Genomic DNA, 20567 nt, shown 5'->3' with positions numbered 1-20567 from the left:
GGCGCCCCCTAGGTCTGCGACCCCAGCGGTGCGTGCTATCAGCAGGCTTCGAGGCGGAAACCGAAGCGCGGGAAGTGCACGTGCACGACACCGGCGCGCTCGTCTTCACGGCGCAGGATCAGCTCCTCAGTGCCGGCAAAAAGCAACTCGCCGACCACCGGATCAACCCCATAATCGGTCGCCGCCACCCTCACCTGCTGGCCGACCTTGAAACCGTTGGGCTCGTTGAACAGCTCATCCGGCAGCGCTGCCGGCGTCGCCGCGCGGGCGATTTCGATAGCATCAGCGGCAGACAGTTCGCTGGCCGAGCCGTGACCGAAGCCCAGCACGCGGGCGAGCCAGGCCACCACCGCCGGGTACTCGTCCACCAGCGGCGCGGTAACCGACGTGCCTTTGAGGAACCACAACGGGTGCGCCAAGGCGAAGTCGGCAAGCGACGGCTCGCCGAACAGGAAGTCGCCGCCTTCGCGGGCCAACTGCTGCTCCAGACGCGCCATCAGGGTTGGCCACTGGTGCTTGGCCTGCTCCAACGGCAGGCGCGTGGCAGTACCGCCACTGAACAGCCCGGCACGGTCGGCGATAAAAGCCTTGATCGCTTCCGGCGGCAGTTTGCCGAACCGCAGGGCAATGGATTCCGGCTGGAACACCAGGCTGACCGCATGCTGGAATACTACCGAGTCGGCCCAGCTGGCAAAAGTGGCAACGTTGAATTCCTGGCCTTCCGGAAACAGGGCCGGGGTGGCTTTTTCGGCCTCCAGGCGGCGGGCGATCAGCGCCGTGTCGCAGTAGATGTCAGCGCCGACCTGCAGCACCGGGGTCTTGCGATAGCCGCCGGTCAACGCCGTCAGATCGGGCTTGGGCATCACCGGCGAGATCATTACCGAGCGCCAGGACAGCTGCTTGAAACCCAACATCAGCCGGGTTTTCTCGGCGAACGGCGAAGTGGGGTAATGGTGCAGGATCAACTCGTGCATGACAGGCTCCGTGGCTCTGAAGGAAGACAGCAGCTTACTCGCCAGCATGACTGCGGCCTACCCGGCCCGGTTGATAGCCTGCTATCAACCGGGCCGATAACACCGCTGCGGTTACGGTTCTTGCTGGCCGCCCTGAACAGCCGTGGCCAGCACCAGGGCTTCCTTGGCTTTTTTCGTCAGTTGCTTGATCGCACGTTCGCGCCGCAAGGCTTCGCGCTTGTCGCTGCAGGCTTCCACGAGGACCAGCGCGACCGCCGGGCTGGAATGAAAAAACCGCGCGCCGCGACCGCTCTGGTGCGTGGCGAAACGACGCTGCGGGTCATCGCTGATGCCGCAATACAAGGCCCCGTTGGCGGCCCGCACCAGGTAGACGAACCAGGCCTTGGGCGCTGCGGCATTCATGTCCAATACTTGTCCCGCAGCCGCTCGCAGTAGGCCACCAGCGTGGGGAACTCGCGCGCCAGGCGGTTCAACGGCGTGTCCAGGTCGCACAGGATCAGATTGGCCAGGATGCCATAGGCCGCCGCATCGGCACTGCAGGGCTGCACGCCACCAAAGAACGGCGCGGCGCCGAGCAAGTCGCTCAGCGCTTGCAGGTCTTCGCGCGCGAAGGTCAGCAATTCGTCCCGCTGATGCCGGCCAAGGCCTTGACCGTGCAAAGCCTTGCGCACATTGCTGCGCGCCAGCGCGGGCACGAACCATTTGAGCGGGGCCGACAGCGCGCCGAAAAAAGCCGGCTTGATCTGGCTCCAACCCTCATCCTCGAGCCAGCGGAAATACACCAGCAGGAAGTACAGGTGTTCGTCGCACAAACGGGTGATCGCCACCGCCCGGCCACGACCGACAGCATCCAGGTGCCGATCCAGCGGCAGCTCCAGGCGCTCGCTCAAGGTCCGCAGGATCACCGCCGAGTCGGCGATAACTTCATCGTCGAGCTTGATGTACGGCAGCTTGCCTTTCGGACCCTTGCGCGAATCGAACAGCGCTTGCACCTGATAGTCCAAGCCGCACAGACGCAGAAAGGTTTCCGTCTTGAGGCAATACGGACTGGGGTTGGGCACATTGAAAGCGGCGGGGAATTGGCACAGCGTGATCATTGAAAGCATCCTGCATGAAGTTCGGCAGCGAGCTTAGGCAATATTCAACGCCGCGGCCATAAGCCAGTGCTGCAGATCGGGAAGGGCATGATCATTCAGCTGCTCACGCCGATGGCGCCGACCTCAGCGCTTCTCGCTGCACGCAGCTACATAGCGGGCGCGCCCGGCACCCAGACCGAAGCCCAGCGCGCCGAGGGCCAGCACCACGAAAATGATGCCGACCGCACGCCAGCCGCCGCTCAGGTCATGCACCAACCCGACCGCGAACGGCCCCAGCGAGGCCAGGGTGTAGCCCACCCCTTGCGCCATGCTGGACAGATGCGCGGCCACGTGGGCATCGCGCGAACGCAATACGATCAACGCCAACGCCAGGCTGAAGGTGCCGCCCTGCCCGAGTCCGAGCACGACCGCCCAACCCCAGATACCGCTCAGCGGTGCATAGAGGCAACCGAGCAAGCCGCCGAGGGTCAACGCCATCACCACCACGATCGCCAGCCGCTGGTCCTTGCCACGGGTCGCCAGGTAAGGGGTGCTGAGGGCGCTGATCAATTGCACCAGCACCGAGCCGGACAGCAGCAGGCCCGCCTCCACCGGCGTCAGCCCACGATCGATCAGCAGCGACGGCAACCAGCCGAACACGATATAGGCCAGCGACGACTGCAAGCCCATGTACAGGGTGACCTGCCAGGCCAGCGGGTCGCGCCACAGACCACTGACGCGATAAGCCACCCGGTGCGCGCCATGTGCCTGACGGGCCTGCGGCAGCCAGAAGAGTGCCGCCAGCAAGGCCGGCAGCGCCCAGAAACCAAGGGCCCAGGTCCATTGATTGTCGAAGTACTGGCTCAACGGCACCGTTGCACCAGCGGCCACCGCCGCACCGAGGCACAGCGCCATGGTGTAGACCCCAGTGAGCACACCGGCCTGACGCGGGAAATCGCGCTTGAAGATGCCCGGCAGCAGCACGCCGATAATGCCGATGCTGGCACCCGCCAGTACGCTACCGGCAAACAGCCCCGGCGCACCGAACAGGCTGCGCAGTATCAGGCCGGCGGCCAGGGTCAGCAGAATCAGCAGCACCACCCTTTCACTGCCCAGGCGCCGCGCCAGGCGCGGTGCCAGCGGCGCGAACAAGCCCAGACAGAGCACCGGCGCGGTCGTCAGCAACCCCGCACTGGCCGCACTCAGGCCCAGGCTTTCGGTCACCTGCGCCAGCAAGGGCGCAATACTCGACAAGGCCGGGCGCAGATTCAACGCGACCAACACCAGGCCGAGCAATAGCAGCAGCGGACGCCGGATCTGCGCGGCCGGCGCATGCTGCACCGGCTCGTCATCGACCTCGGCATCGATCAGCAGCTCATCGCTCAGCGTGGCCGCCGGCTGAGATCCGGGCGCAGGTGTTGGCAGGTGACTGGGCATGGGTTCTCTCGAATTCAAGGTTCTTCGATCAGCCGGCGGCTGATGCGGGCGGCGGACTCGGCATCGCCCTGCTCGACGGCCTGGAGCAATTCGCGGTGCAGGTCGAATGCCGCTTGCGAGCGTGGCGACTCGCCCAGGGTCTGGCGCAGGGCGGCGGCAATCACGCGAGAGAAGTAGCGGTACAACTCGCTGAGCGCCGGGTTGTGCGCGGCATCCACCAACCGACAGTGGAACACCAGATCGCGCTCGACGTAAGTTTCCAGGTCTGCGTGGAAGTGCGTCGCCGTATCCGCCAGGGCGGCGCGCAGCCCTTCGATATCGGCGGCGGTGCGGCGCAGCGCGGCCAGCCGCGAAGCCTCGACCTCGATGGTCATGCGCGTTTCCCGCGCGTGCTCGACGGTGCAGCGCGACAGCACTTTCAGCGCATCCAGGGGGTCGGCGCAGGCTCGCACATAGGTGCCGTCGCCTTGGCGCACGTCGAGCAGGCCGGCGAAGGTCAGCACCCGCACCGCTTCGCGCACGGTGTTGCGGCTCATGCCCAGCTCGCTGGCCAGCACGGGTTCGGGCGGCAGCCGCCGGTCGATGGCCCAGGCACCGCTCTCGATACGCTGGCGCATCTGCTCCAGGGCGACATCAACCAGGGAACGTTTGAGCAGGTTTGGCATTGGCACACATCCAATCATCGGATGAATATGCCAAGACTTTACTGACCGATCGGACAGGCTTCAACCTGAATGCGCGATCGACCTGTCGAGCGAGCCTCAGCCAGGGCTTTCCCCAGCGTTAAGCGTTAACGGCCAGCCCGGAATGCCGCCAGCCCCTTGGCCGCCTGCCGACGAATCGCGCCCTGCACGGGCGGCGCCCAACCGAGCAGGACACCTTTCATGCCCAGTGCCTGACGCGCCCACCGCCACAGGTCGAAGTGGTCGTGGTGCTGAATGATCTGGCCGTCACGAAAGACGAAACGCGCCTGGATATGATTGACCACCGTGCGACCGCTCTGGCTGAACAGGTAAGTGGCGACCCAGCGCGCACTGCCTTGCTGGTCGTCGGCCTGCACGTCGCTATAGGTCAGGGAAAACTGCTGCGCGCGGCTGGCCAGCATGCGCCACATGTCACCCGCCTCAGACCCGCGCAGGTCGGTGAACACCGGGTCGCTGAAACGCACATCGGCGGCATAGCAGGCCGCCATGGCCTCGCCATCCAAACGCTGGAAGGCCTGGTAAAAACAACTGATCAATTCGGCGTTGGGATGGCTCATGCAAGACTCCGGCGAGTGGAAGGTTGTTCATTGTCGAGAGATTCATTGACATCGGCGATTGGCTATATCGACAACCTTGTGTCAAAAATAGCCAAACTCCATTTCTGGTCACCGCCATGCTGAACGTCGCGCTCTACGTCTGCCCGCAAACGGTCTGCTCAAGCCTGAGCATGACGATCGACGCCTTCATGCTGGCCAACCAACTGGCCGGCGAAACGCTGTTCAAGCTGCAGCGTTTCAGCCTCGATGGCCAACCGGTCGAGCTGGGTTTTGCCCGCATCAAAATCGACGGTGACTTGAGCCTAGCCGAGCAAGCGGATCTGATCCTGATCCCCGCAACCGGCAGTGCCATCGAGCACACCCTCAGTGCGAACGCGGCGCTGCTGCCCTGGCTGGCTGCCCGCGGCCAACAGCAACGTTTGGCCAGCCTCTGCAGCAGCGCCTTTCTGCTCGCGGCCGCTGGCGTGCTCGACGGGCGTAGCGCCACGACCCACTGGGCGCTGGCTAACGCGTTTCGTCAGCGCTTCCCGCAGGTTTTGCTGCAGATTGACGAGCTGCTGACCCATGACGGCAACCTGCTCTGCTCCGGCGGCGCCCATGCTGGCCTCGACCTGTGCCTGTACCTGATTGGCTGGCATGCCGGCGACTGGCTGGCACAGCGGGTTGCCGCCGCGCTGGTGTTCGAAACCCAGCGCGGACGCCAATCACGCTTCGCCCCACTGCTGCCGGAAGCCAGCAGCAGCGATGACCAGCTAGCGCCATTGCTGCATTGGCTGCGGCAGCACTACGCCGAACCGATGGACTTACAGCGTTTGGCCGAACGCGCGAACTGCTCGCCGCGCACCCTGCTGCGGCGGTTTCGCGCCAGCACCGGGCTGACGCCCAACGACTACCTGCAACGCCTGCGCATCAGCGCCGCACAAGCCGCCCTGCGCCAACCGGCACGCTCACTGGAGCAGATTGCCGCGCAGGTCGGTTACGGCGACCGCGCCGCTTTCGCCAAGCTATTCAAGCAACTGTGTGGGGAAACACCTGGTGCGTTCCGTCAGCGTTTGCGCAACCATCCGAGTCAGGTTGCGCATGCGTAAAGGGCTCAGCCGGCAGACTGGCCATGTGTTTGAGCGGCGGAGGTGTGGAAATGGGTAGGGTGGCAGCGGCTTCAGCCGCGACCCCTGCAAACACCCATCGCAGCTGAAAGCGCTCCCACCCTACAGCCCATAAAAAAGGGAGCCTTGCGGCTCCCTTTTTTCAACTCAGCACCCGCTAGTGCAGGATCTGGCTGAGGAACAGCTTGGTGCGCTCGTTCTGCGGCTTGTCGAAGAAATCATTCGGCGCGGCCTGCTCGACGATTTCGCCTTTGTCCATGAAAATCACCCGGTTCGCCACGGTACGGGCAAAGCCCATTTCGTGGGTCACGCAGAGCATGGTCATACCGTCTTCGGCCAGGCCGATCATGGTATCGAGTACCTCCTTGACCATCTCCGGGTCCAGCGCCGAAGTCGGTTCGTCGAACAACATGATCTTCGGTTTCATGCACAGTGCGCGAGCGATCGCCACACGCTGTTGCTGGCCGCCGGAAAGCTGCCCCGGGTATTTGTGCGCTTGCTCTGGAATACGCACGCGCTCCAGGTAGTGCATGGCAATTTCTTCGGCCTTGCGCTTGGGCATCTTGCGTACCCACATCGGCGCCAGGGTGCAGTTCTGCAGGATGGTCAGATGCGGGAACAGGTTGAAGTGCTGAAACACCATGCCGACTTCGCGACGGATCGCTTCGATCTGCTTGAGGTCGTTGGTCAGCTCCACGCCATCGACCACGATGCGGCCCTGTTGGTGCTCTTCCAGACGGTTGAGGCAGCGAATGGTGGTCGACTTGCCGGAACCGGACGGCCCGCACAGCACGATACGCTCGCCCTGTTTGACGTCCAGGTTGATGTCTTTGAGTACGTGGAACTGGCCGTACCACTTGTTCACGCCCTGCATCTGAATAATGCCTTCAGGGCTCACAGGCTGTTTGATCGCTTCGCTCATTTACTCGACTCCTAACGCTTGTGGCCTGTGTCCAACTTACGCTCCAAATGCATGGAGTAGCGGGACATACCAAAACAGAAAATCCAGAACACCAGGGCGGCGAACACATAGCCTTCGGTCGCCATGCCGAGCCAGGCCGGATCGGCCGCGGCTTGCTTGACGCTGTTGAGCAGGTCGAACAAACCGATGATGATCACCAGGCTGGTGTCCTTGAACAAGGCGATGAAGGTGTTGACGATGCCGGGGATCACCAGCTTCAACGCCTGCGGCAGAATCACCAGGCCCATGCTGCGCCAGTAGCCCAGGCCCATGGCCGAAGCTGCTTCGTACTGACCTTTGGGAATCGCCTGCAAGCCGCCGCGCACCACTTCGGCGATGTAGGCCGACTGGAACAGGATCACCCCGATCAGCGCCCGCATCAGCTTGTCGAAGCTCATGCCTTCAGGCAGGAACAACGGCAGCATCACCGACGACATGAACAGCACCGTGATCAACGGCACACCACGCCAGAACTCGATGAAGGTCACGCAGACCACACGAATCGCCGGCAGATTGGAACGCCGCCCAAGCGCCAGCAGAATCCCCAGCGGCAAGGCGCCGGCGATACCCACGGTGGCGATCACCAGGGTCAGCATCAGGCCGCCCCATTTGCTGGTCGCTACGGTTTCCAGGCCGAAAGAACCGCCGTGCAACAGCCAGTAGGCCAGCAGCGGGTAGACCAGCAGAAAACCCAAGCCGTAAATGACCTTGTGCGGGAACTTCTTGATGAACAGCGGCGCGACACCGAGCACGGCCAGCCATACCGTGAGATCCACTCGCCAGCGCAACTCGCTGGGGTAGAAACCGTACATGAACTGGCTGAAGCGCTGCTGCACGAACACCCAGCAAGCGCCTTCCTTGGTGCAGTCGGCCCGGGTGGTGCCGACCCAGTTGGCGTCGAAAATGCTCCAACTCAGCAACGGAGGAACGATCAACCAGACCAGATACACCGCGAACAAGGTCAGCAGGGTATTCAGCCAATTGGAGAACAGATTGGCCCGCATCCACGCCACAACGCCCACGCTGGTGCTGGGTGGTGGCATGTCGGGTTTGAAAGTATGAGTCGTCATGCGCCTATCCTCACCGCTCGATCAACGCAATGCGCTTGTTGTACCAGTTCATCAGCAGGGAAATGCTGATGCTGATGGCCAGGTACACGCTCATGGTTATGGCAATCACCTCGATGGCCTGCCCGGTCTGGTTCAGCACCGTACCGGCAAACAGCGACACCATGTCCGGATAGCCGATACCGGCGGCCAGCGAGGAGTTCTTCGCCAGGTTGAGGTATTGGCTGGTCAGCGGTGGAATGATCACCCGCAGGGCTTGCGGAATGATCACCTTGCGCAGCGTCGGACCGGTACGCAGGCCCAGGGAGCGCGCCGCTTCGGTCTGGCCATGGCTGACCGACTTGATCCCGGAACGCACGATCTCGGCGATAAAGGCGGCGGTGTAGGCTGTCAGCGCGATGGTCAGCGCCAGCAACTCGGGGATCATCACCCAGCCACCGATGAAGTTGAAACCCTTCAATTGCGGTGCAGCCCAGTGCAGCGGGCTGCCGAACAGCAGCGCGCACAGCGCTGGAATGACGATCATCAGTGCCAGGCCAACCCAGAACTTATGGAACGGCACACCGGTGCTTTCGAAGCGTTTGTTCGCCCAGCGAGTCATCAGCACGGTCGCCACAAGGGCAACCAGCAGGCTGATCACGAATGGCCAGAAACCTTCCGCCACAGAGCTCGCCGGCATGTACAGACCGCGATTACTGAGAAAGAAGCTGTCGGCGATATTCAGGCTGTTGCGCGGCCCCGGCAGCGGCAGCAGCACCGCGAAGTACCAGAACAGGATCTGCAGCAGTGGCGGAATATTACGGAACGTCTCGATATAGACGGTTGCCAGCCTGCTGACCATCCAGTTGGTCGACAACCGCGCGACCCCGAGGATGAAGCCGAGGATGGTCGCGAAGAAAATACCGATGAACGACACCAGCAAGGTGTTGAGCAGCCCGATGACGAACACGCGGGCATAACTGTCGGCTTCGGTGTAGTCGATCAGGTGCTGCGCAATGCCGAAACCTGCACTGTTCTGCAGGAAGCCGAAGCCCGAGGTGATGCCACGATGTTGCAAGTTGGTCTGGGTATTGTCGAAGAGGAACCAACCCAGAGAGATCACCGCGGCCAGCATGATGATCTGAAATAGCCAAGCACGCACACGAGGGTCGCTGAGCGAAAAACCTCGTGGGGCGCCAATTTGATTTTGCATGGAGTGCCCCAGGAATAACGGAACAAAAAATCGCCCGGCAGCGAACCACCGGGCGACCGGTCAATCAGCGCACAGGTGGCGCGTATTGAATCCCGCCCTTATTCCACAGCGCGTTGAGGCCGCGCTGGATTTTCAGCTCACTGCCTTGACCGATGTTGCGTTCAAACACTTCGCCGTAGTTACCGACTTGCTTGATGATCTGTACCGCCCAGTCTTTCGGCAGTTTCAGATCCTTGCCGTATTCACCGTCAGCACCCAGCAGACGAGCGACGTCCGGGTTCTTGGTGGATTTGGCTTCGGCTTCGACGTTCTTCGAGGTCACGCCCATCTCTTCGGCGTTGAGCATGGCGAACAGGGTCCACTTGACGATGCTGAACCACTCTTCGTCGCCCTTGCGAACCACTGGGCCCAGGGGCTCCTTGGAAATCACTTCGGGCAGCACCACGTAGTCAGCCGGCGCAGCCAGCTTGATCCGCTGAGCATAGAGTTGCGACTGGTCGGAGGTCAGCACGTCGCAACGACCGGCTTCCAGCGACTTGGCGCTTTCATCCGAGGTGTCGAAGGTGATCGGGGTGTATTTCAGGCCGTTGGAGCGGAAGTAGTCGGAGACGTTCAGCTCGGTAGTGGTACCGGCCTGAATGCAGATGGTCGCCCCGTCGAGTTCCTTGGCGCTGGAAACACCGAGCTTCTTGTTCACCAGGAAGCCGATACCGTCGTAGTACGTCACGCCAGCGAACACCAGACCCATGCCGGCATCGCGGGAGCTGGTCCAGGTGGTGTTGCGCGACAACATGTCGACTTCACCGGACTGGATCGCCGTGAAACGCTCCTTGGCGGTCAGCGGGCTGTATTTGACTTTCGAAGCATCGCCCAATACGGCCGCCGCGACACCACGGCAGATATCAACGTCGATACCCTGGTAGTTGCCTTTGGCGTCGGGAACGGAGAAGCCCGGCAGACCATCACTGACTCCGCACTGAACAAAACCCTGTTTCTTCACTTTATCCAGAGTCGCGCCCGCCTGAGCGAAACTGCTGACGCCGAGCACTGCTGCAGCTGTCAGCACAGCCAGGGTGGATTTCACCATCTTCATTAAAACCTCCAGTTGCCGTTGTTGTGTTTGGAGTCTCGGCCCTACCGCCGTACCCTTATGAGGCACGCTCGACCCCCTCGATAACAGCGGGGTCGACCGGGGTGCAGACCTAAGGAATGAGTCTAGTTGGCGATAGTCCTATCGGCCAAAAAACTCATTCCTGCCCATTGTTCGAATGGGCTGGCTGGGGATCGTCTCGTTCGTTTGCGCGCCAAGCTGCAGCGTTTGACGAATCTGTTGAAAATCTCCCAGCGCTTGTTTTGCCTGTGGCAGCGCCCGGAATTACACAGTGTTACCACCGCGGAGCCCTGCACTCGGTCAGCGCAATCCATAGCAAAGCCCGTACCAGCACCCCTTGAAAGACGCTATTCAGACAGGTCAAGAGCAAAACTTGTAACCTTGCGACAACTTATTAACTGATTCACCAAACACCTGGTGAATCAACGCCCCGTCCAGGGGCGCGCGCACCGCACAGGAGCACACATGCACGAAACATTGATACTTGAGCCCACACATAGCGCCGATTCGTGCGTCATCTGGTTGCACGGCCTCGGCGCCGACCGCTATGACTTCCTGCCAGTGGCCGAGGCGTTGCAGCAGCGCCTGCTCAGCACCCGCTTCCTGTTGCCGCAAGCACCGACCCGAGCGGTGACGATCAACGGCGGCTACGCCATGCCGAGCTGGTACGACATCCTCGCCATGAGCCCGGCACGGGCGATCAACCACGAGCAGCTGGAAGCCTCGGCGCAGAAGGTCATCAACCTGATCGAAGCGCAACGCGACAGCGGGATCGACCCCACCCGGATTTTCCTCGCGGGCTTCTCCCAAGGCGGGGCGGTGGTGTACCACGCGGCATTCTTGCGCTGGCAAGGACCGCTGGGCGGTGTGCTGGCATTGTCGACCTACGCCCCCACCCTCAACGCCGAACTGCAGTTGCCGGATACAAAAAGACAACTGCCGGTTTATTGTTTGCATGGCACTTTCGATGATGTGGTGCTGCCTGAGATGGGGCGCGCCGCCCATGACTGCCTGGCCACCCAGGGTGTACCGGTGACATGGCAGGAATACCCGATGAGCCATGAGGTGTTGCCGGAAGAAGTGCGCGATATTGGCACTTGGCTGGCGGCACGCTTGGGCTGAACCCTTTGCCTACAGGTCAGCAGACACCACCATGAGCCAAACCGCCGTTGCCGCTATCGGTTCGCTGCGCGATACCGAGTCGATCGAACAGATCTCCCTTCAAGATCGCGACATGCCACCCAGCACTTACGAGTTGCTGCGGCGCAGTGCGGCACGCAGCCCGGACGCCACGGCGCTGACCTTTCTGCTGCAAGGCAACAGTGAAGAAACGCCCTACCAACTGAGCTATGCCGAGTTGTTCGGCAAAATCACCCAGGCCGCCAACGCTTTCCACCGCCTCGGCGTGCGTCCGGGCAAGGCCGTGTCGTTCCTGTTGCCGAACCTGCCGCACACGCACTTCACCCTCTGGGGCGGCGAGGCAGCGGGAATCGTCAATGCGATCAACCCGCTGTTGGATGCCGAGCACATCGCCGAATTGATCCGCGCCTCCGATTCCGAGGTGCTGGTGACGCTGGCACCCTTCCCCGGCACCGACTTGTGGGACAAGGTCGCCGGCCTGCGCGAGCGGCTGCCGGAGCTGAAATCGATCATCACCGTCGACCTCGCCAACTACCTGCCGGAGCCACAGCGCAGTGGCTTGAAAGCCCAGCGCGGCGCGTTACCGGCGGACGTGCAGGACTTCGACGAATTGCTCGCCGCCTGCCCGGACGACCACCTGGAAAGCGGCCGGGTGATCGCCCCGGACGACATCGCCTCCTACTTTCATACCGGCGGCACCACCGGCACCCCCAAACTGGCGCCGCACAGCCATCGCAACGAGGTGGCGATGGCGATGATCCTCGCCTTCGCCATCGACCTGAACGAACGCGACATCACCCTGTGCGGGTTGCCGCTGTTCCATGTCAACGGCGTGATGGTCACCGGCCTGGCGCCCTTCTATGTCGGTGCCCAGGTGCTGCTGGCGACACCCCAGGGTTATCGCAGCGCCAGCCTGATCCAGAATTTCTGGAAGATCATCGAACGCTACCGCGTGAGCTTCTTCAGTGGCGTACCGACCATCTATGCCGGCCTGCTGCAAGTGCCGAGCGCGGGTCACGACCTCTCCAGCCTGCGTTATGCCCTCTGCGGTGCGGCACCGATGCCGGTGGAGCTGATCCGGCAGTTCGAGGGTAAAACCGGGCTGAAACTGATTGAAGGCTACGGCCTTACCGAGGGCACCTGCGGCACCTGCGGCAACCCCCCGGCGGGTGAACCCCGGCCAGGCTCGATTGGCATCCGCATGCCGTATTGCGAGGTGAAGATCGCCGTCCTCGACGAGCAGGGCCAGTACCTGCGCGACGCGGCGCAGAACGAAATCGGCACCCTCTGCCTGCGCGGCATCACGGTATTCAACGGCTACCTGCAGGCCGACAAGAACAAAGGCATCTGGGTCGATGGCGACTGGTTCAATACCGGCGACCTTGGCCGCATCGACGCCGACGGCTATATCTGGCTGACCGGGCGCAGCAAGGACCTGATCATCCGCGGCGGGCACAACATCGACCCGCAGATGATCGAAGAAGCGCTGCACAAGCACCCGGCCGTGGCCATGGCCGCCGCCGTCGGCAAACCCGACATCAAGGCCGGTGAGTTACCGGTGGTCTACGTCCAGCTCAAACCCGGCATGACGGTCGACGAAGCCGCACTGCGCGAACATGCCGCCGCGCACATCCCCGAGCGCGCGGCGATCCCGAAAGACGTGTGGATCATCGACCTCATCCCGGTCACCGCCGTGGGCAAAACCTTCAAGCCGGCCCTGCGCTTCGATGCCATTCGTCGCGTATTCGAGGAGCAACTGCAACACATCGCTCCCGACATACGGGTCGAAGTCATCACCGATGACCAGCACGGGCAAGTGGCCCATGTGCATGCCTCGCGACTGGATAACGCTCAGCGCGCGGCCATCGAAAGCTGCCTGGCCGGTTTTGCCGTGAGATCGGAAATAATCGCCCAGGGCTGACGCAGAAACCCCTGCACCGCTGTTGACCCAGCCAAGGCCCTCGCCTCGGCTGGGCGGCAGCCCCGTCGCAAGCGCCAGCACCACGACGAGCTGGCGACCAAGCCAAGATGAGGCCGGCAGCACACCGCCAAATGACCACTGGTCGGCACGCTTTGGGCTGAGGATTGTCAGCCTGACACGGCTCGAATACTGTCGATTCAGGTGTTCGCCCAAACGACAGGAAGCGTCTGCGATGCCACCCGTCTACCCCAGCCAGCCTGGCCAACCACCTTTGCGATGAAAACTGCGCATTGGCAGGAAGACCTGCTGCAAGTCAAGCACCTGCGACTGTTTCAAAACGTCGCCACCAGTAGCCTCTCACTGCTACTCAAGGAGTTTCACGCCTGCGAAATAGAGGCCGATGAAGTTCTCCTGTCGCCGTTCAACTGTAACCAGCACCTCTACCTGCTGCTCAAAGGCCAGCTCAAGGTCTACCTAGGCTCCCTGGAGAATCAGGCGGTCAGCACCCTGGAAGCAGGCGAATGCGTCGGCGAAATCAGCTTTATCGATAATGCCCCGCCCTCCGCTTACGTGGTCGCCACAGTGCCGAGCCTGGTGCTGTGTCTGCACCGGGAATCCTTGCTCAAGTTGCTCGCGCAATCACCGCAACTGATGCAGAACCTGCTGGGGTTGCTCTGCGAGCGTGTACGCCAAGGCAACCAGAGCATCCTCGACAGTGAGCAGCACGCCAATATCGACACCCTCACCGGCTCCTTCAACCGCCGCTGGCTGGAGCATGTGTTCGAGCGCGAAAACACCCGCTGCGCCTTCAACGGTCAGCCGATGAGCCTGTTGATGCTGGATGTCGACCACTTCAAGACCTACAACGACCAGCATGGCCACCTGGCTGGCGACTATGCCTTGTGCCTGGTCGCGCATACCCTGCGCAGCCAGTTAAGACCCAAAGACAGCCTGACCCGCTATGGCGGTGAAGAGTTCGTCATCCTGCTGCCGGAAATGGCCATCGAGGAAGGCCGCAGCATTGGCGAGCGGCTGCGCCAAAGTCTGGAAAAAGTCAGTTCCTTCTACTCTCCGGTCGGCGTATTGCCCGGCGTCACCATGTCCATCGGCCTGGCGCAGATGCGCCCCAGCGACAGCCTGCAAAGCCTGATCGCACGGGCCGACAGCGCGCTTTACCAAGCCAAGCAACAAGGCCGCAACTGCCTCTGCGGTTGAACCGCCGGCGGCTGAATGGCGTCCTCCGCGCCCCTGTCGAAGTCGGCCCTTCCTGCTGGCCTGGCCCGCGCCAAGCGCGTCCGGCCAGGTTGCTGTGCGTCACTTTCAACCCCGACCCGCTCTGCTAAAGTGCCCGGCATAACAACAAGCTCGGATGCTACCCATGCGCAAACTCTCGATTACCCTGATCGTCCTGCTCGTCATCGGTCTCGCGGGGTTCTTCAGCCTACCCGGCCTGCTCGACCGCAAGCTCAACAGCGTCGCCAGACCGGCCCCCTACCCGGCCAGCGCCGATGCAAAACAGCTGCACGAGACCTTGTTTATCGCCGACTTGCACGACGATGCCCTGCTCTGGGAGCGCGACCTGCTCAAGCGCGTGGATTACGGCCACTCAGACCTGCCGCGGATGCTCGAAGGCCGGGTCGGCCTGCAGGTTTTTTCCACGGTGACCAAAACCCCGCGCAACCTGAACTACGAGAAAAACGGCAGTGACAGCGACAACATCACGCTGCTGATCATGGCCCAACGTTGGCCGCGCGCAACCTGGACCAGCCTGCTGGAACGTGCCCTCTACCAGAGCCAGAAGCTGCACCAGGCCGCAGCCGATAGCGCTGGCCGCCTGGTGGTGGTGAGAAACCGCGTTGAACTTGCCAACTTCACCCAGGAATGGAAAAAAGATCCGCAGCGCCTGGCCGCCATTCTCGCCACCGAGGGCTTGCACCCGCTGGAGGGCAAGCTGGCGAACATCGACCGCCTGTATGACGCGGGCTTTCGCATCACCGGGCTGACCCACTTCTTCGATAACGAAGTCGGCGGCTCTGCCCACGGCCTGGAAAAGGGTGGACTGACGCCCTTTGGCCGTCGCGTGATCGCCCACCTGGAAGAGAAAGGCATGCTGGTCGACCTGGCCCACGCCTCTCGCCCGCTGATCGACGACGTACTGGCCATCGCTACCCGCCCGCTCCTGGTCTCGCACACCGGCGTCGAAGGCACCTGCCCAGGCACCCGCAACCTCAGCGACCAACACATTCGGCGCATTGCCGCTACCGGCGGGGTGATCGGCATCGGCTACTGGGACACCGCCGTGTGCGCCACCTCGGTCGCGGCGATCGTCAAAGCGATTCGCTACACGGTCGATACGATTGGCGTCGAGCATGTGGCCCTGGGCTCGGACTTCAACGGCACCATCCATGCCCCGTTCGATGCCACGGGGCTGGCCCAACTGACCGAAGGGCTGTTGCAAGCCGGCTTCAGCCCCAGCGATATCGCCGCAATCATGGGCGGCAATGTACAACGCCTGCTGCTGCAGAGCCTGCCGCAAGCCTGATCAACACCCGGCAAAGCCGGGCTTTGAGGGTTGCGATGCACGATCACCTGCAACATTTCGCCGCACCTGCTTCTTGCTTTACACTGGCGGCCGTTCATTCCTTAATCAATTGAAGAGATTCCCGTGCTCAAAGCACTCAAGAAAATGTTTGGCAAAGGCGAGGGCGAATTGCCCGCGTCTGGCCCCGTTGCAACCTCTTCCGCCCCCACTCCTGTCGTCGCTGCTGACGCTCGCCCGCGTCAGCCCAAGCCTGCGCGCACGCCTCGTGAGCCGCGCGCCGCGCAAACCGACAGCCAGCCAAGCCCTGCCAGCGCCAAGAGCGACAGCCCGAAAGCCGAGAAGCCACGCCGCGAGCGGCCGGCCAAACCGGTGGATACCTGGAAGCTGGAAGATTTCGTCGTCGAGCCGCAAGCCGGCAAGACCCGCTTTCATGACTTCAAGCTCTCGCCGGAGCTGATGCATGCCATCCACGACCTCGGCTTCCCGTATTGCACGCCGATCCAGGCCGGTGTGCTGGGCTTCACCCTCAAGGGCCAGGACGCCATTGGCCGGGCGCAGACCGGTACCGGTAAAACCGCGGCCTTCCTGATCTCGATCATCACCCAGTTGCAGCAAACCCCGCCGCCGAAAGAGCGTTTCATGGGTGAGCCACGGGCGTTGATCATCGCCCCAACCCGCGAATTGGTGGTGCAGATCGCCAAAGACGCCGAGCTGCTGACCAAGTATTCCGGTCTCAACGTAATGTCGTTCGTTGGCGGCATGGACTTCGACAAACAGCTCAAGCAGCTGGAGTCGCGCTTCTGCGACATTCTCGTGGCAACGCCTGGCCGCCTGCTGGACTTCAACCAGCGCGGCGAAGTGCACCTGGACATGGTCGAAGTGATGGTGCTGGACGAAGCCGACCGCATGCTCGACATGGGCTTCATCCCGCAAGTACGGCAGATCATCCGCCAGACGCCGCAAAAGAGTGAACGGCAGACGCTGCTGTTCTCCGCGACCTTCACCGAAGACGTGATGAACCTGGCCAAGCAGTGGACCACCGACCCGGCCATCGTCGAGATCGAACCGGAAAACGTCGCCAGCGAAACGGTCGAGCAACACATCTATGCGGTCGCCGGTGCCGACAAATACAAGCTGCTGTACAACCTGATCGCCCAGAACAACTGGGAACGGGTGATGGTCTTCGCCAATCGCAAGGACGAGGTGCGGCGCATCGAAGAACGCCTGGTGCGCGATGGCGTCAGCGCCGCGCAGATGTCCGGTGACGTGCCGCAACACAAGCGAATAAAGACCCTGGAAGGCTTCCGCGAAGGCAAGATCCGGGTGATGGTCGCCACCGATGTTGCCGGCCGCGGCATCCACATCGATGGCATCAGCCACGTGATCAACTTCACCCTGCCGGAAGTGCCGGACGACTATGTGCACCGTATCGGGCGCACCGGCCGGGCCGGCGCCAGCGGCGTTTCGATCAGCTTCGCCGGCGAGGACGACTCCTACCAGTTGCCAGCGATCGAAACGCTGCTGGGGCGCAAGATCAATTGCGAAACCCCGCCGACCGAGCTGCTCAAGCCGGTACCGCGCAAGCACTAAGTTTGGCACTGAGAAACAGCGGCGCAGCCCCCTGCGCCGCTTTTCCAGGCTCTGCCCGAGCCGGCTGCTGCAACATGCCGATCATGGCCAAATCCCCCCTCTCCCATCGCTCGCTGCGTCCAGTGGATGCCCGCATTCGCGAGGATGACCGCGCCAGACAAAGCTCCCCGCCAACCTTTCACAAACGCGTCATTCCCTGACACGCAGCAGCCGGCCCGCTTGCCGAAAAATACTTAAAAGTCCAATATGGACAAATAAGTTTAGACCCAAACCCCGGAGCGGAACCATGTCCAGCAGCCTCCCTTATGTCATTCACCAGGCTGAAGCCGAGCGATTGCTCGCCAACGTCGATGTGTACCAGGCCATGCACCGCATGTTCCGCGACCTGGCCGCCGCGGCTGCCGTGCAACCGGCACAGCAACTGGTGGAGTTCCCCAACGCTGCCGGTGACTTCATCAACTACCTCGGCGTACTCGCGGCGCAAGGTGTTTACGGGGTCAAGACCTCGCCCTATATCGTGCGCCAGCAAGGCCCGCTGGTCAGCGCCTGGACCCTGCTGATGTCCATGGAGACGGGCCAGCCCTTGCTGCTTTGCGATGCAGGCGCACTGACCACCGCGCGCACAGCCGCCACCACCGCCGTAGCGGTGGATGCACTGGCAACGCCGCAGGCCAAACGCCTCGCAGTGATCGGCAGCGGTCCGGTGGCGCGCGCCCACGTGCAGTATGTGCGGGGGCTGCGCGACTGGCAGAGCATCCACCTCTACTCACCGAGCCTGGTGGGTAAGCCGGGTGCACAGCACCTCGAACTGCAGCAACTCGACCCGCGCCTGCAACTGAGCGCCAGCCGCGATGAAGCGCTGGCCGACGCCGACGTGATCATGCTCTGCACCTCATCGGCCAGCCCGGTGCTGGACCCCGCCACGCTGCGCAAACCAGCGCTGATCACCTCGATCAGCACCAACGCCGTGCGCGCCCACGAAGTGCCGCCGCAAGCGCTGGCGCTGATGGATGTGTACTGCGACTACCGCGCCACCACCCCAGGCTCTGCCGGCGAAATGCTCCTGGCCAGCAGCCAGCATGGCTGGAGCAAAAGCGCCATCCTCGGTGACCTGCCGGAACTGCTGAGCGGCGCGGCGCGGCTGCCCGACTACCAACGCCCGGTGTTCTTCCGCTCCATCGGCCTGGGCCTGGAAGATGTCGCCCTGGCCAATGCCCTCTACCATCTCAAGCACACCCACAACCTCTAGGGAGCCCGGCGATGCAACAGGTAGATTTCCTCATCATCGGCGCCGGGATTGCCGGCGCCTCCACCGGCTTCTGGCTCTCGCCCCATGGCCGGGTCGTGGTGCTCGAGCGTGAATCGCTGCCCGGCTATCACTCCACCGGCCGCTCCGCCGCGCTCTATACCGTGGCCTACGGCAGCCCCCAGGTGCGTGCCCTGACCGCCGCCAGCCGGGCGTTCTTCGATGCGCCGCCGGCCGGTTTCAGCGAGCATCCGCTGCTCAGCCCACGCGGCGAGATGGTGGTGGACTTCAACGGCGACCCCGACGAACTGCAGCGCCAATACCTGAGTGGCAAGGCCAGCGTGCCCGAGATGCAATTGCTCAGTGCCGACCAAGCCTGCGCCCTGGTGCCCGTGCTGCGGCGGGAAAAGGTGCACGGCGCCATGCTCGACCCGAGCGCCGCCGATATCGATACCGATGCCCTGCATCAAGGCTACCTGCGCGGTATCCGCCGTAATAACGGACAGATCCATTGCGACGCCGAGGTCACCCGCATCGAGCGCGTGGATGACATGTGGGAAGTCCACGCCGGCCAGCAAACCTACCGCGCCGCGGTGCTGATCAACGCCGCCGGTGGCTGGGCCGACCAACTGGCCGCACTGGCCGGCGTGCCGCCACTGGGGCTGCAACCGAAACGCCGCGCGGCATTCATCTTCGCTCCGCCGGAAGGCCTGGACACCCACGCCTGGCCCTGCCTGGTGAGCCTCGACGAATCCTTCTACTTCAAACCGGACGCCGGCATGCTGCTGGGCTCATCCGCCAACGCCGACCCGGTCGAGCCCCATGACGTGCAGCCCGAAGAGCTGGATATCGCCATGGGCATCTACCAGATCGAAGAAGCCACCACACTGAGCATCCGCCGGCCGACGCGGACCTGGGCCGGGTTGCGCTCGTTCGTCGCCGATGGCGATCTGGTCGGCGGCTACGACTTGCAGGCACCGGCTTTCTTCTGGGTCGCGGGCCAAGGCGGCTATGGCATCCAGACCTCGGCGGCGATGGGTGAAGCCTGTGCCGCACTGGTGCGCCAGCACCCGCTGCCCGAGCACCTGAGGCGCTTCGGCCTGAACCCGGCGATGCTCTCCCCTGCGCGCCTGAAATGACGCTCAGCGCGCTTTACGGCACACTAGCCATAGATGCCGCGCCCTGCGCGCGGCTGCCGTAGCCACCTGGAGCCTCGCCCCGCATGAAGCCAGCGCACCGCCAAGACCCCGCCCTGGATAACTTCCGGGCGATTGCCGACGCCATTGCCACCTTGTTCTATCCCCATGCCGAGGTGGTGCTGCATGACCTGCGCAGCCAACGGGTGGACTACATCGCCAACACCATCTCCAAGCGTGAAATCGGCGACGATGCGGCGCTGGAAGACCTGCTCAGCGGAGAGATCAACGAGCGGAATATCGGCCCCTACGAGAAGCTCAACTGGGACGGCCAGAAGATCCGCTCGGTCAGCACCGTGCTGCGCGATGCCCAGGGCACACCCCAGGCCGTGCTGTGCATCAACCTGAACATCTCCATGTTCGAGACCGCCAAGGCCGCGCTGGACCTGTTCCTCTCCTCCAACCGGCTGATCCCGCAGCCGGACTCACTGTTCCGCGACGACTGGCAGGAACGGATCAATACCTTCTTGCACAGCTGGCTGCGCCAACGCCAACTCGGCCTCAATCTGCTGACCCGCGAGCACAAGCGCGAACTGGTCGAAGCCCTGTACGGCGAAGGGGCATTCAAGGGCAAAAGTGCCGCCAATTACGTGGCGAATGTGCTGAACATGGGCCGGGCCACGGTCTACAAGCACCTGAAAGAGATCAAGGGCGAGGGCTGATACCCTCGCCTGACAGGCTGGGCTATGGGGTGCATGGCAGACTCCGGTTCGGAACTGCCAGTCGCAAGAGCCGATGACAGCACGG

Annotated in this window: 19 protein-coding genes; 9 read left to right on the top strand and 10 right to left on the bottom strand. The window is 62.9% G+C overall.

Annotated features, from left to right (window positions below; translation table 11 throughout):
- Window positions 1-38: 38 nt before the first annotated feature.
- From AC3IYG_RS05715 to AC3IYG_RS05690, 6 genes are all read right to left on the bottom strand, one after another.
- Window positions 39-974 carry a glutathione S-transferase family protein gene (locus tag AC3IYG_RS05715; protein WP_489312792.1) on the bottom strand — a complete coding sequence of 312 codons (936 nt, stop codon included), beginning with the start codon at window positions 972-974 and terminating at the stop codon, window positions 39-41.
- A 111-nt stretch (window positions 975-1085) separates the two neighbouring features.
- Window positions 1086-1376, bottom strand: coding sequence for a GIY-YIG nuclease family protein (locus AC3IYG_RS05710; RefSeq protein ID WP_489312791.1), 291 nt, complete (start codon window positions 1374-1376; stop codon window positions 1086-1088).
- Entirely contained in the window at window positions 1373-2071 is a 699-nt protein-coding gene (locus AC3IYG_RS05705; RefSeq protein WP_489312790.1) for a glutathione S-transferase family protein, read from the bottom strand. Before AC3IYG_RS05705 ends, AC3IYG_RS05710 begins: the two co-directional genes overlap by 4 nt.
- 123 nt (window positions 2072-2194) lie before the next feature.
- On the bottom strand, window positions 2195-3487 hold the full coding sequence (locus AC3IYG_RS05700; RefSeq protein WP_489312788.1) for a CynX/NimT family MFS transporter: 1293 nt from the start codon (window positions 3485-3487) through the stop codon (window positions 2195-2197).
- 14 nt (window positions 3488-3501) lie between these two features.
- Complete coding sequence (locus tag AC3IYG_RS05695; protein ID WP_489312787.1) at window positions 3502-4152, bottom strand: FadR/GntR family transcriptional regulator; 651 nt, start codon at window positions 4150-4152, stop codon at window positions 3502-3504.
- 125 nt (window positions 4153-4277) lie between these two features.
- Window positions 4278-4748, bottom strand: a complete 471-nt coding sequence (locus tag AC3IYG_RS05690) for a nuclear transport factor 2 family protein (RefSeq protein WP_489312786.1) — start codon at window positions 4746-4748, stop codon at window positions 4278-4280.
- Between the two features lie 116 nt (window positions 4749-4864).
- Between AC3IYG_RS05690 and AC3IYG_RS05685 the strand changes: the two genes are divergently transcribed.
- A complete protein-coding gene (locus tag AC3IYG_RS05685) occupies window positions 4865-5836 on the top strand; it encodes a GlxA family transcriptional regulator (RefSeq protein WP_489312785.1) in 972 nt (323 codons plus the stop codon).
- Between the two features lie 175 nt (window positions 5837-6011).
- Here AC3IYG_RS05685 and AC3IYG_RS05680 read toward each other — a convergent pair whose 3' ends face one another.
- The 4 genes from AC3IYG_RS05680 to AC3IYG_RS05665 all read right to left on the bottom strand — a co-directional run bounded on the left by AC3IYG_RS05680 (window position 6012) and on the right by AC3IYG_RS05665 (window position 10167).
- On the bottom strand, window positions 6012-6776 hold the full coding sequence (locus AC3IYG_RS05680) for an amino acid ABC transporter ATP-binding protein (protein ID WP_489312784.1): 765 nt from the start codon (window positions 6774-6776) through the stop codon (window positions 6012-6014).
- 11 nt (window positions 6777-6787) lie between these two features.
- Entirely contained in the window at window positions 6788-7885 is a 1098-nt protein-coding gene (locus tag AC3IYG_RS05675; RefSeq protein ID WP_489312783.1) for an amino acid ABC transporter permease, read from the bottom strand.
- 10 nt (window positions 7886-7895) lie between these two features.
- Entirely contained in the window at window positions 7896-9074 is a 1179-nt protein-coding gene (locus AC3IYG_RS05670) for an amino acid ABC transporter permease (RefSeq protein WP_489312782.1), read from the bottom strand.
- Window positions 9075-9138: 64 nt separating this feature from the next.
- The gene (locus AC3IYG_RS05665; RefSeq protein WP_489312780.1) at window positions 9139-10167 is read right to left on the bottom strand and encodes an amino acid ABC transporter substrate-binding protein; all 1029 of its coding nucleotides are present in this window, start codon (window positions 10165-10167) and stop codon (window positions 9139-9141) included.
- 483 nt (window positions 10168-10650) lie between these two features.
- On the opposite strand from AC3IYG_RS05665, the gene AC3IYG_RS05660 reads away from it, so the two are divergent.
- The 8 genes from AC3IYG_RS05660 (at window position 10651) to AC3IYG_RS05625 (ending at window position 20482) form a co-directional block, all read left to right on the top strand.
- Entirely contained in the window at window positions 10651-11307 is a 657-nt protein-coding gene (locus AC3IYG_RS05660) for an alpha/beta hydrolase (protein WP_489312779.1), read from the top strand.
- A 31-nt stretch (window positions 11308-11338) separates the two neighbouring features.
- Window positions 11339-13246 carry an acyl-CoA synthetase gene (locus AC3IYG_RS05655; RefSeq protein ID WP_489312778.1) on the top strand — a complete coding sequence of 636 codons (1908 nt, stop codon included), beginning with the start codon at window positions 11339-11341 and terminating at the stop codon, window positions 13244-13246.
- 276 nt (window positions 13247-13522) lie between these two features.
- Window positions 13523-14461, top strand: a complete 939-nt coding sequence (locus AC3IYG_RS05650) for a GGDEF domain-containing protein (protein WP_489312777.1) — start codon at window positions 13523-13525, stop codon at window positions 14459-14461.
- A 163-nt stretch (window positions 14462-14624) separates the two neighbouring features.
- Entirely contained in the window at window positions 14625-15788 is a 1164-nt protein-coding gene (locus tag AC3IYG_RS05645) for a dipeptidase (protein ID WP_489312776.1), read from the top strand.
- Between the two features lie 123 nt (window positions 15789-15911).
- Window positions 15912-17378, top strand: coding sequence for an ATP-dependent RNA helicase RhlB (gene rhlB, locus AC3IYG_RS05640; protein WP_489312775.1), 1467 nt, complete (start codon window positions 15912-15914; stop codon window positions 17376-17378).
- Window positions 17379-17664: 286 nt separating this feature from the next.
- Window positions 17665-18627 carry an ornithine cyclodeaminase family protein gene (locus tag AC3IYG_RS05635; protein ID WP_489312774.1) on the top strand — a complete coding sequence of 321 codons (963 nt, stop codon included), beginning with the start codon at window positions 17665-17667 and terminating at the stop codon, window positions 18625-18627.
- An 11-nt stretch (window positions 18628-18638) separates the two neighbouring features.
- On the top strand, window positions 18639-19763 hold the full coding sequence (locus AC3IYG_RS05630) for an NAD(P)/FAD-dependent oxidoreductase (protein WP_489312773.1): 1125 nt from the start codon (window positions 18639-18641) through the stop codon (window positions 19761-19763).
- Between the two features lie 83 nt (window positions 19764-19846).
- Entirely contained in the window at window positions 19847-20482 is a 636-nt protein-coding gene (locus AC3IYG_RS05625; protein ID WP_489312772.1) for a helix-turn-helix transcriptional regulator, read from the top strand.
- Window positions 20483-20567 lie beyond the last annotated feature (85 nt).

It is taken from the genome of Pseudomonas sp. KH_027, from assembly GCF_057838565.1.
Note: the sequence above shows the minus strand (reverse complement) of the source record. Positions and strands in the feature narration are given on the sequence as shown.

Excerpts from the sequence above, each read along its gene's own strand:
- AC3IYG_RS05715 (WP_489312792.1), bottom strand. The coding sequence starts at position 974 with ATGCACGAGTTGATCCTGCACCATTACCCCACTTCGCCGTTCGCCGAG.
- AC3IYG_RS05710 (WP_489312791.1), bottom strand. The coding sequence starts at position 1,376 with ATGAATGCCGCAGCGCCCAAGGCCTGGTTCGTCTACCTGGTGCGGGCC.
- AC3IYG_RS05705 (WP_489312790.1), bottom strand. The coding sequence starts at position 2,071 with ATGATCACGCTGTGCCAATTCCCCGCCGCTTTCAATGTGCCCAACCCC.
- AC3IYG_RS05700 (WP_489312788.1), bottom strand. The coding sequence starts at position 3,487 with ATGCCCAGTCACCTGCCAACACCTGCGCCCGGATCTCAGCCGGCGGCC.
- AC3IYG_RS05695 (WP_489312787.1), bottom strand. The coding sequence starts at position 4,152 with ATGCCAAACCTGCTCAAACGTTCCCTGGTTGATGTCGCCCTGGAGCAG.
- AC3IYG_RS05690 (WP_489312786.1), bottom strand. The coding sequence starts at position 4,748 with ATGAGCCATCCCAACGCCGAATTGATCAGTTGTTTTTACCAGGCCTTC.
- AC3IYG_RS05685 (WP_489312785.1), top strand. The coding sequence starts at position 4,865 with ATGCTGAACGTCGCGCTCTACGTCTGCCCGCAAACGGTCTGCTCAAGC.
- AC3IYG_RS05680 (WP_489312784.1), bottom strand. The coding sequence starts at position 6,776 with ATGAGCGAAGCGATCAAACAGCCTGTGAGCCCTGAAGGCATTATTCAG.
- AC3IYG_RS05675 (WP_489312783.1), bottom strand. The coding sequence starts at position 7,885 with ATGACGACTCATACTTTCAAACCCGACATGCCACCACCCAGCACCAGC.
- AC3IYG_RS05670 (WP_489312782.1), bottom strand. The coding sequence starts at position 9,074 with ATGCAAAATCAAATTGGCGCCCCACGAGGTTTTTCGCTCAGCGACCCT.
- AC3IYG_RS05665 (WP_489312780.1), bottom strand. The coding sequence starts at position 10,167 with ATGAAGATGGTGAAATCCACCCTGGCTGTGCTGACAGCTGCAGCAGTG.
- AC3IYG_RS05660 (WP_489312779.1), top strand. The coding sequence starts at position 10,651 with ATGCACGAAACATTGATACTTGAGCCCACACATAGCGCCGATTCGTGC.
- AC3IYG_RS05655 (WP_489312778.1), top strand. The coding sequence starts at position 11,339 with ATGAGCCAAACCGCCGTTGCCGCTATCGGTTCGCTGCGCGATACCGAG.
- AC3IYG_RS05650 (WP_489312777.1), top strand. The coding sequence starts at position 13,523 with ATGAAAACTGCGCATTGGCAGGAAGACCTGCTGCAAGTCAAGCACCTG.
- AC3IYG_RS05645 (WP_489312776.1), top strand. The coding sequence starts at position 14,625 with ATGCGCAAACTCTCGATTACCCTGATCGTCCTGCTCGTCATCGGTCTC.
- AC3IYG_RS05635 (WP_489312774.1), top strand. The coding sequence starts at position 17,665 with ATGTCCAGCAGCCTCCCTTATGTCATTCACCAGGCTGAAGCCGAGCGA.
- AC3IYG_RS05630 (WP_489312773.1), top strand. The coding sequence starts at position 18,639 with ATGCAACAGGTAGATTTCCTCATCATCGGCGCCGGGATTGCCGGCGCC.
- AC3IYG_RS05625 (WP_489312772.1), top strand. The coding sequence starts at position 19,847 with ATGAAGCCAGCGCACCGCCAAGACCCCGCCCTGGATAACTTCCGGGCG.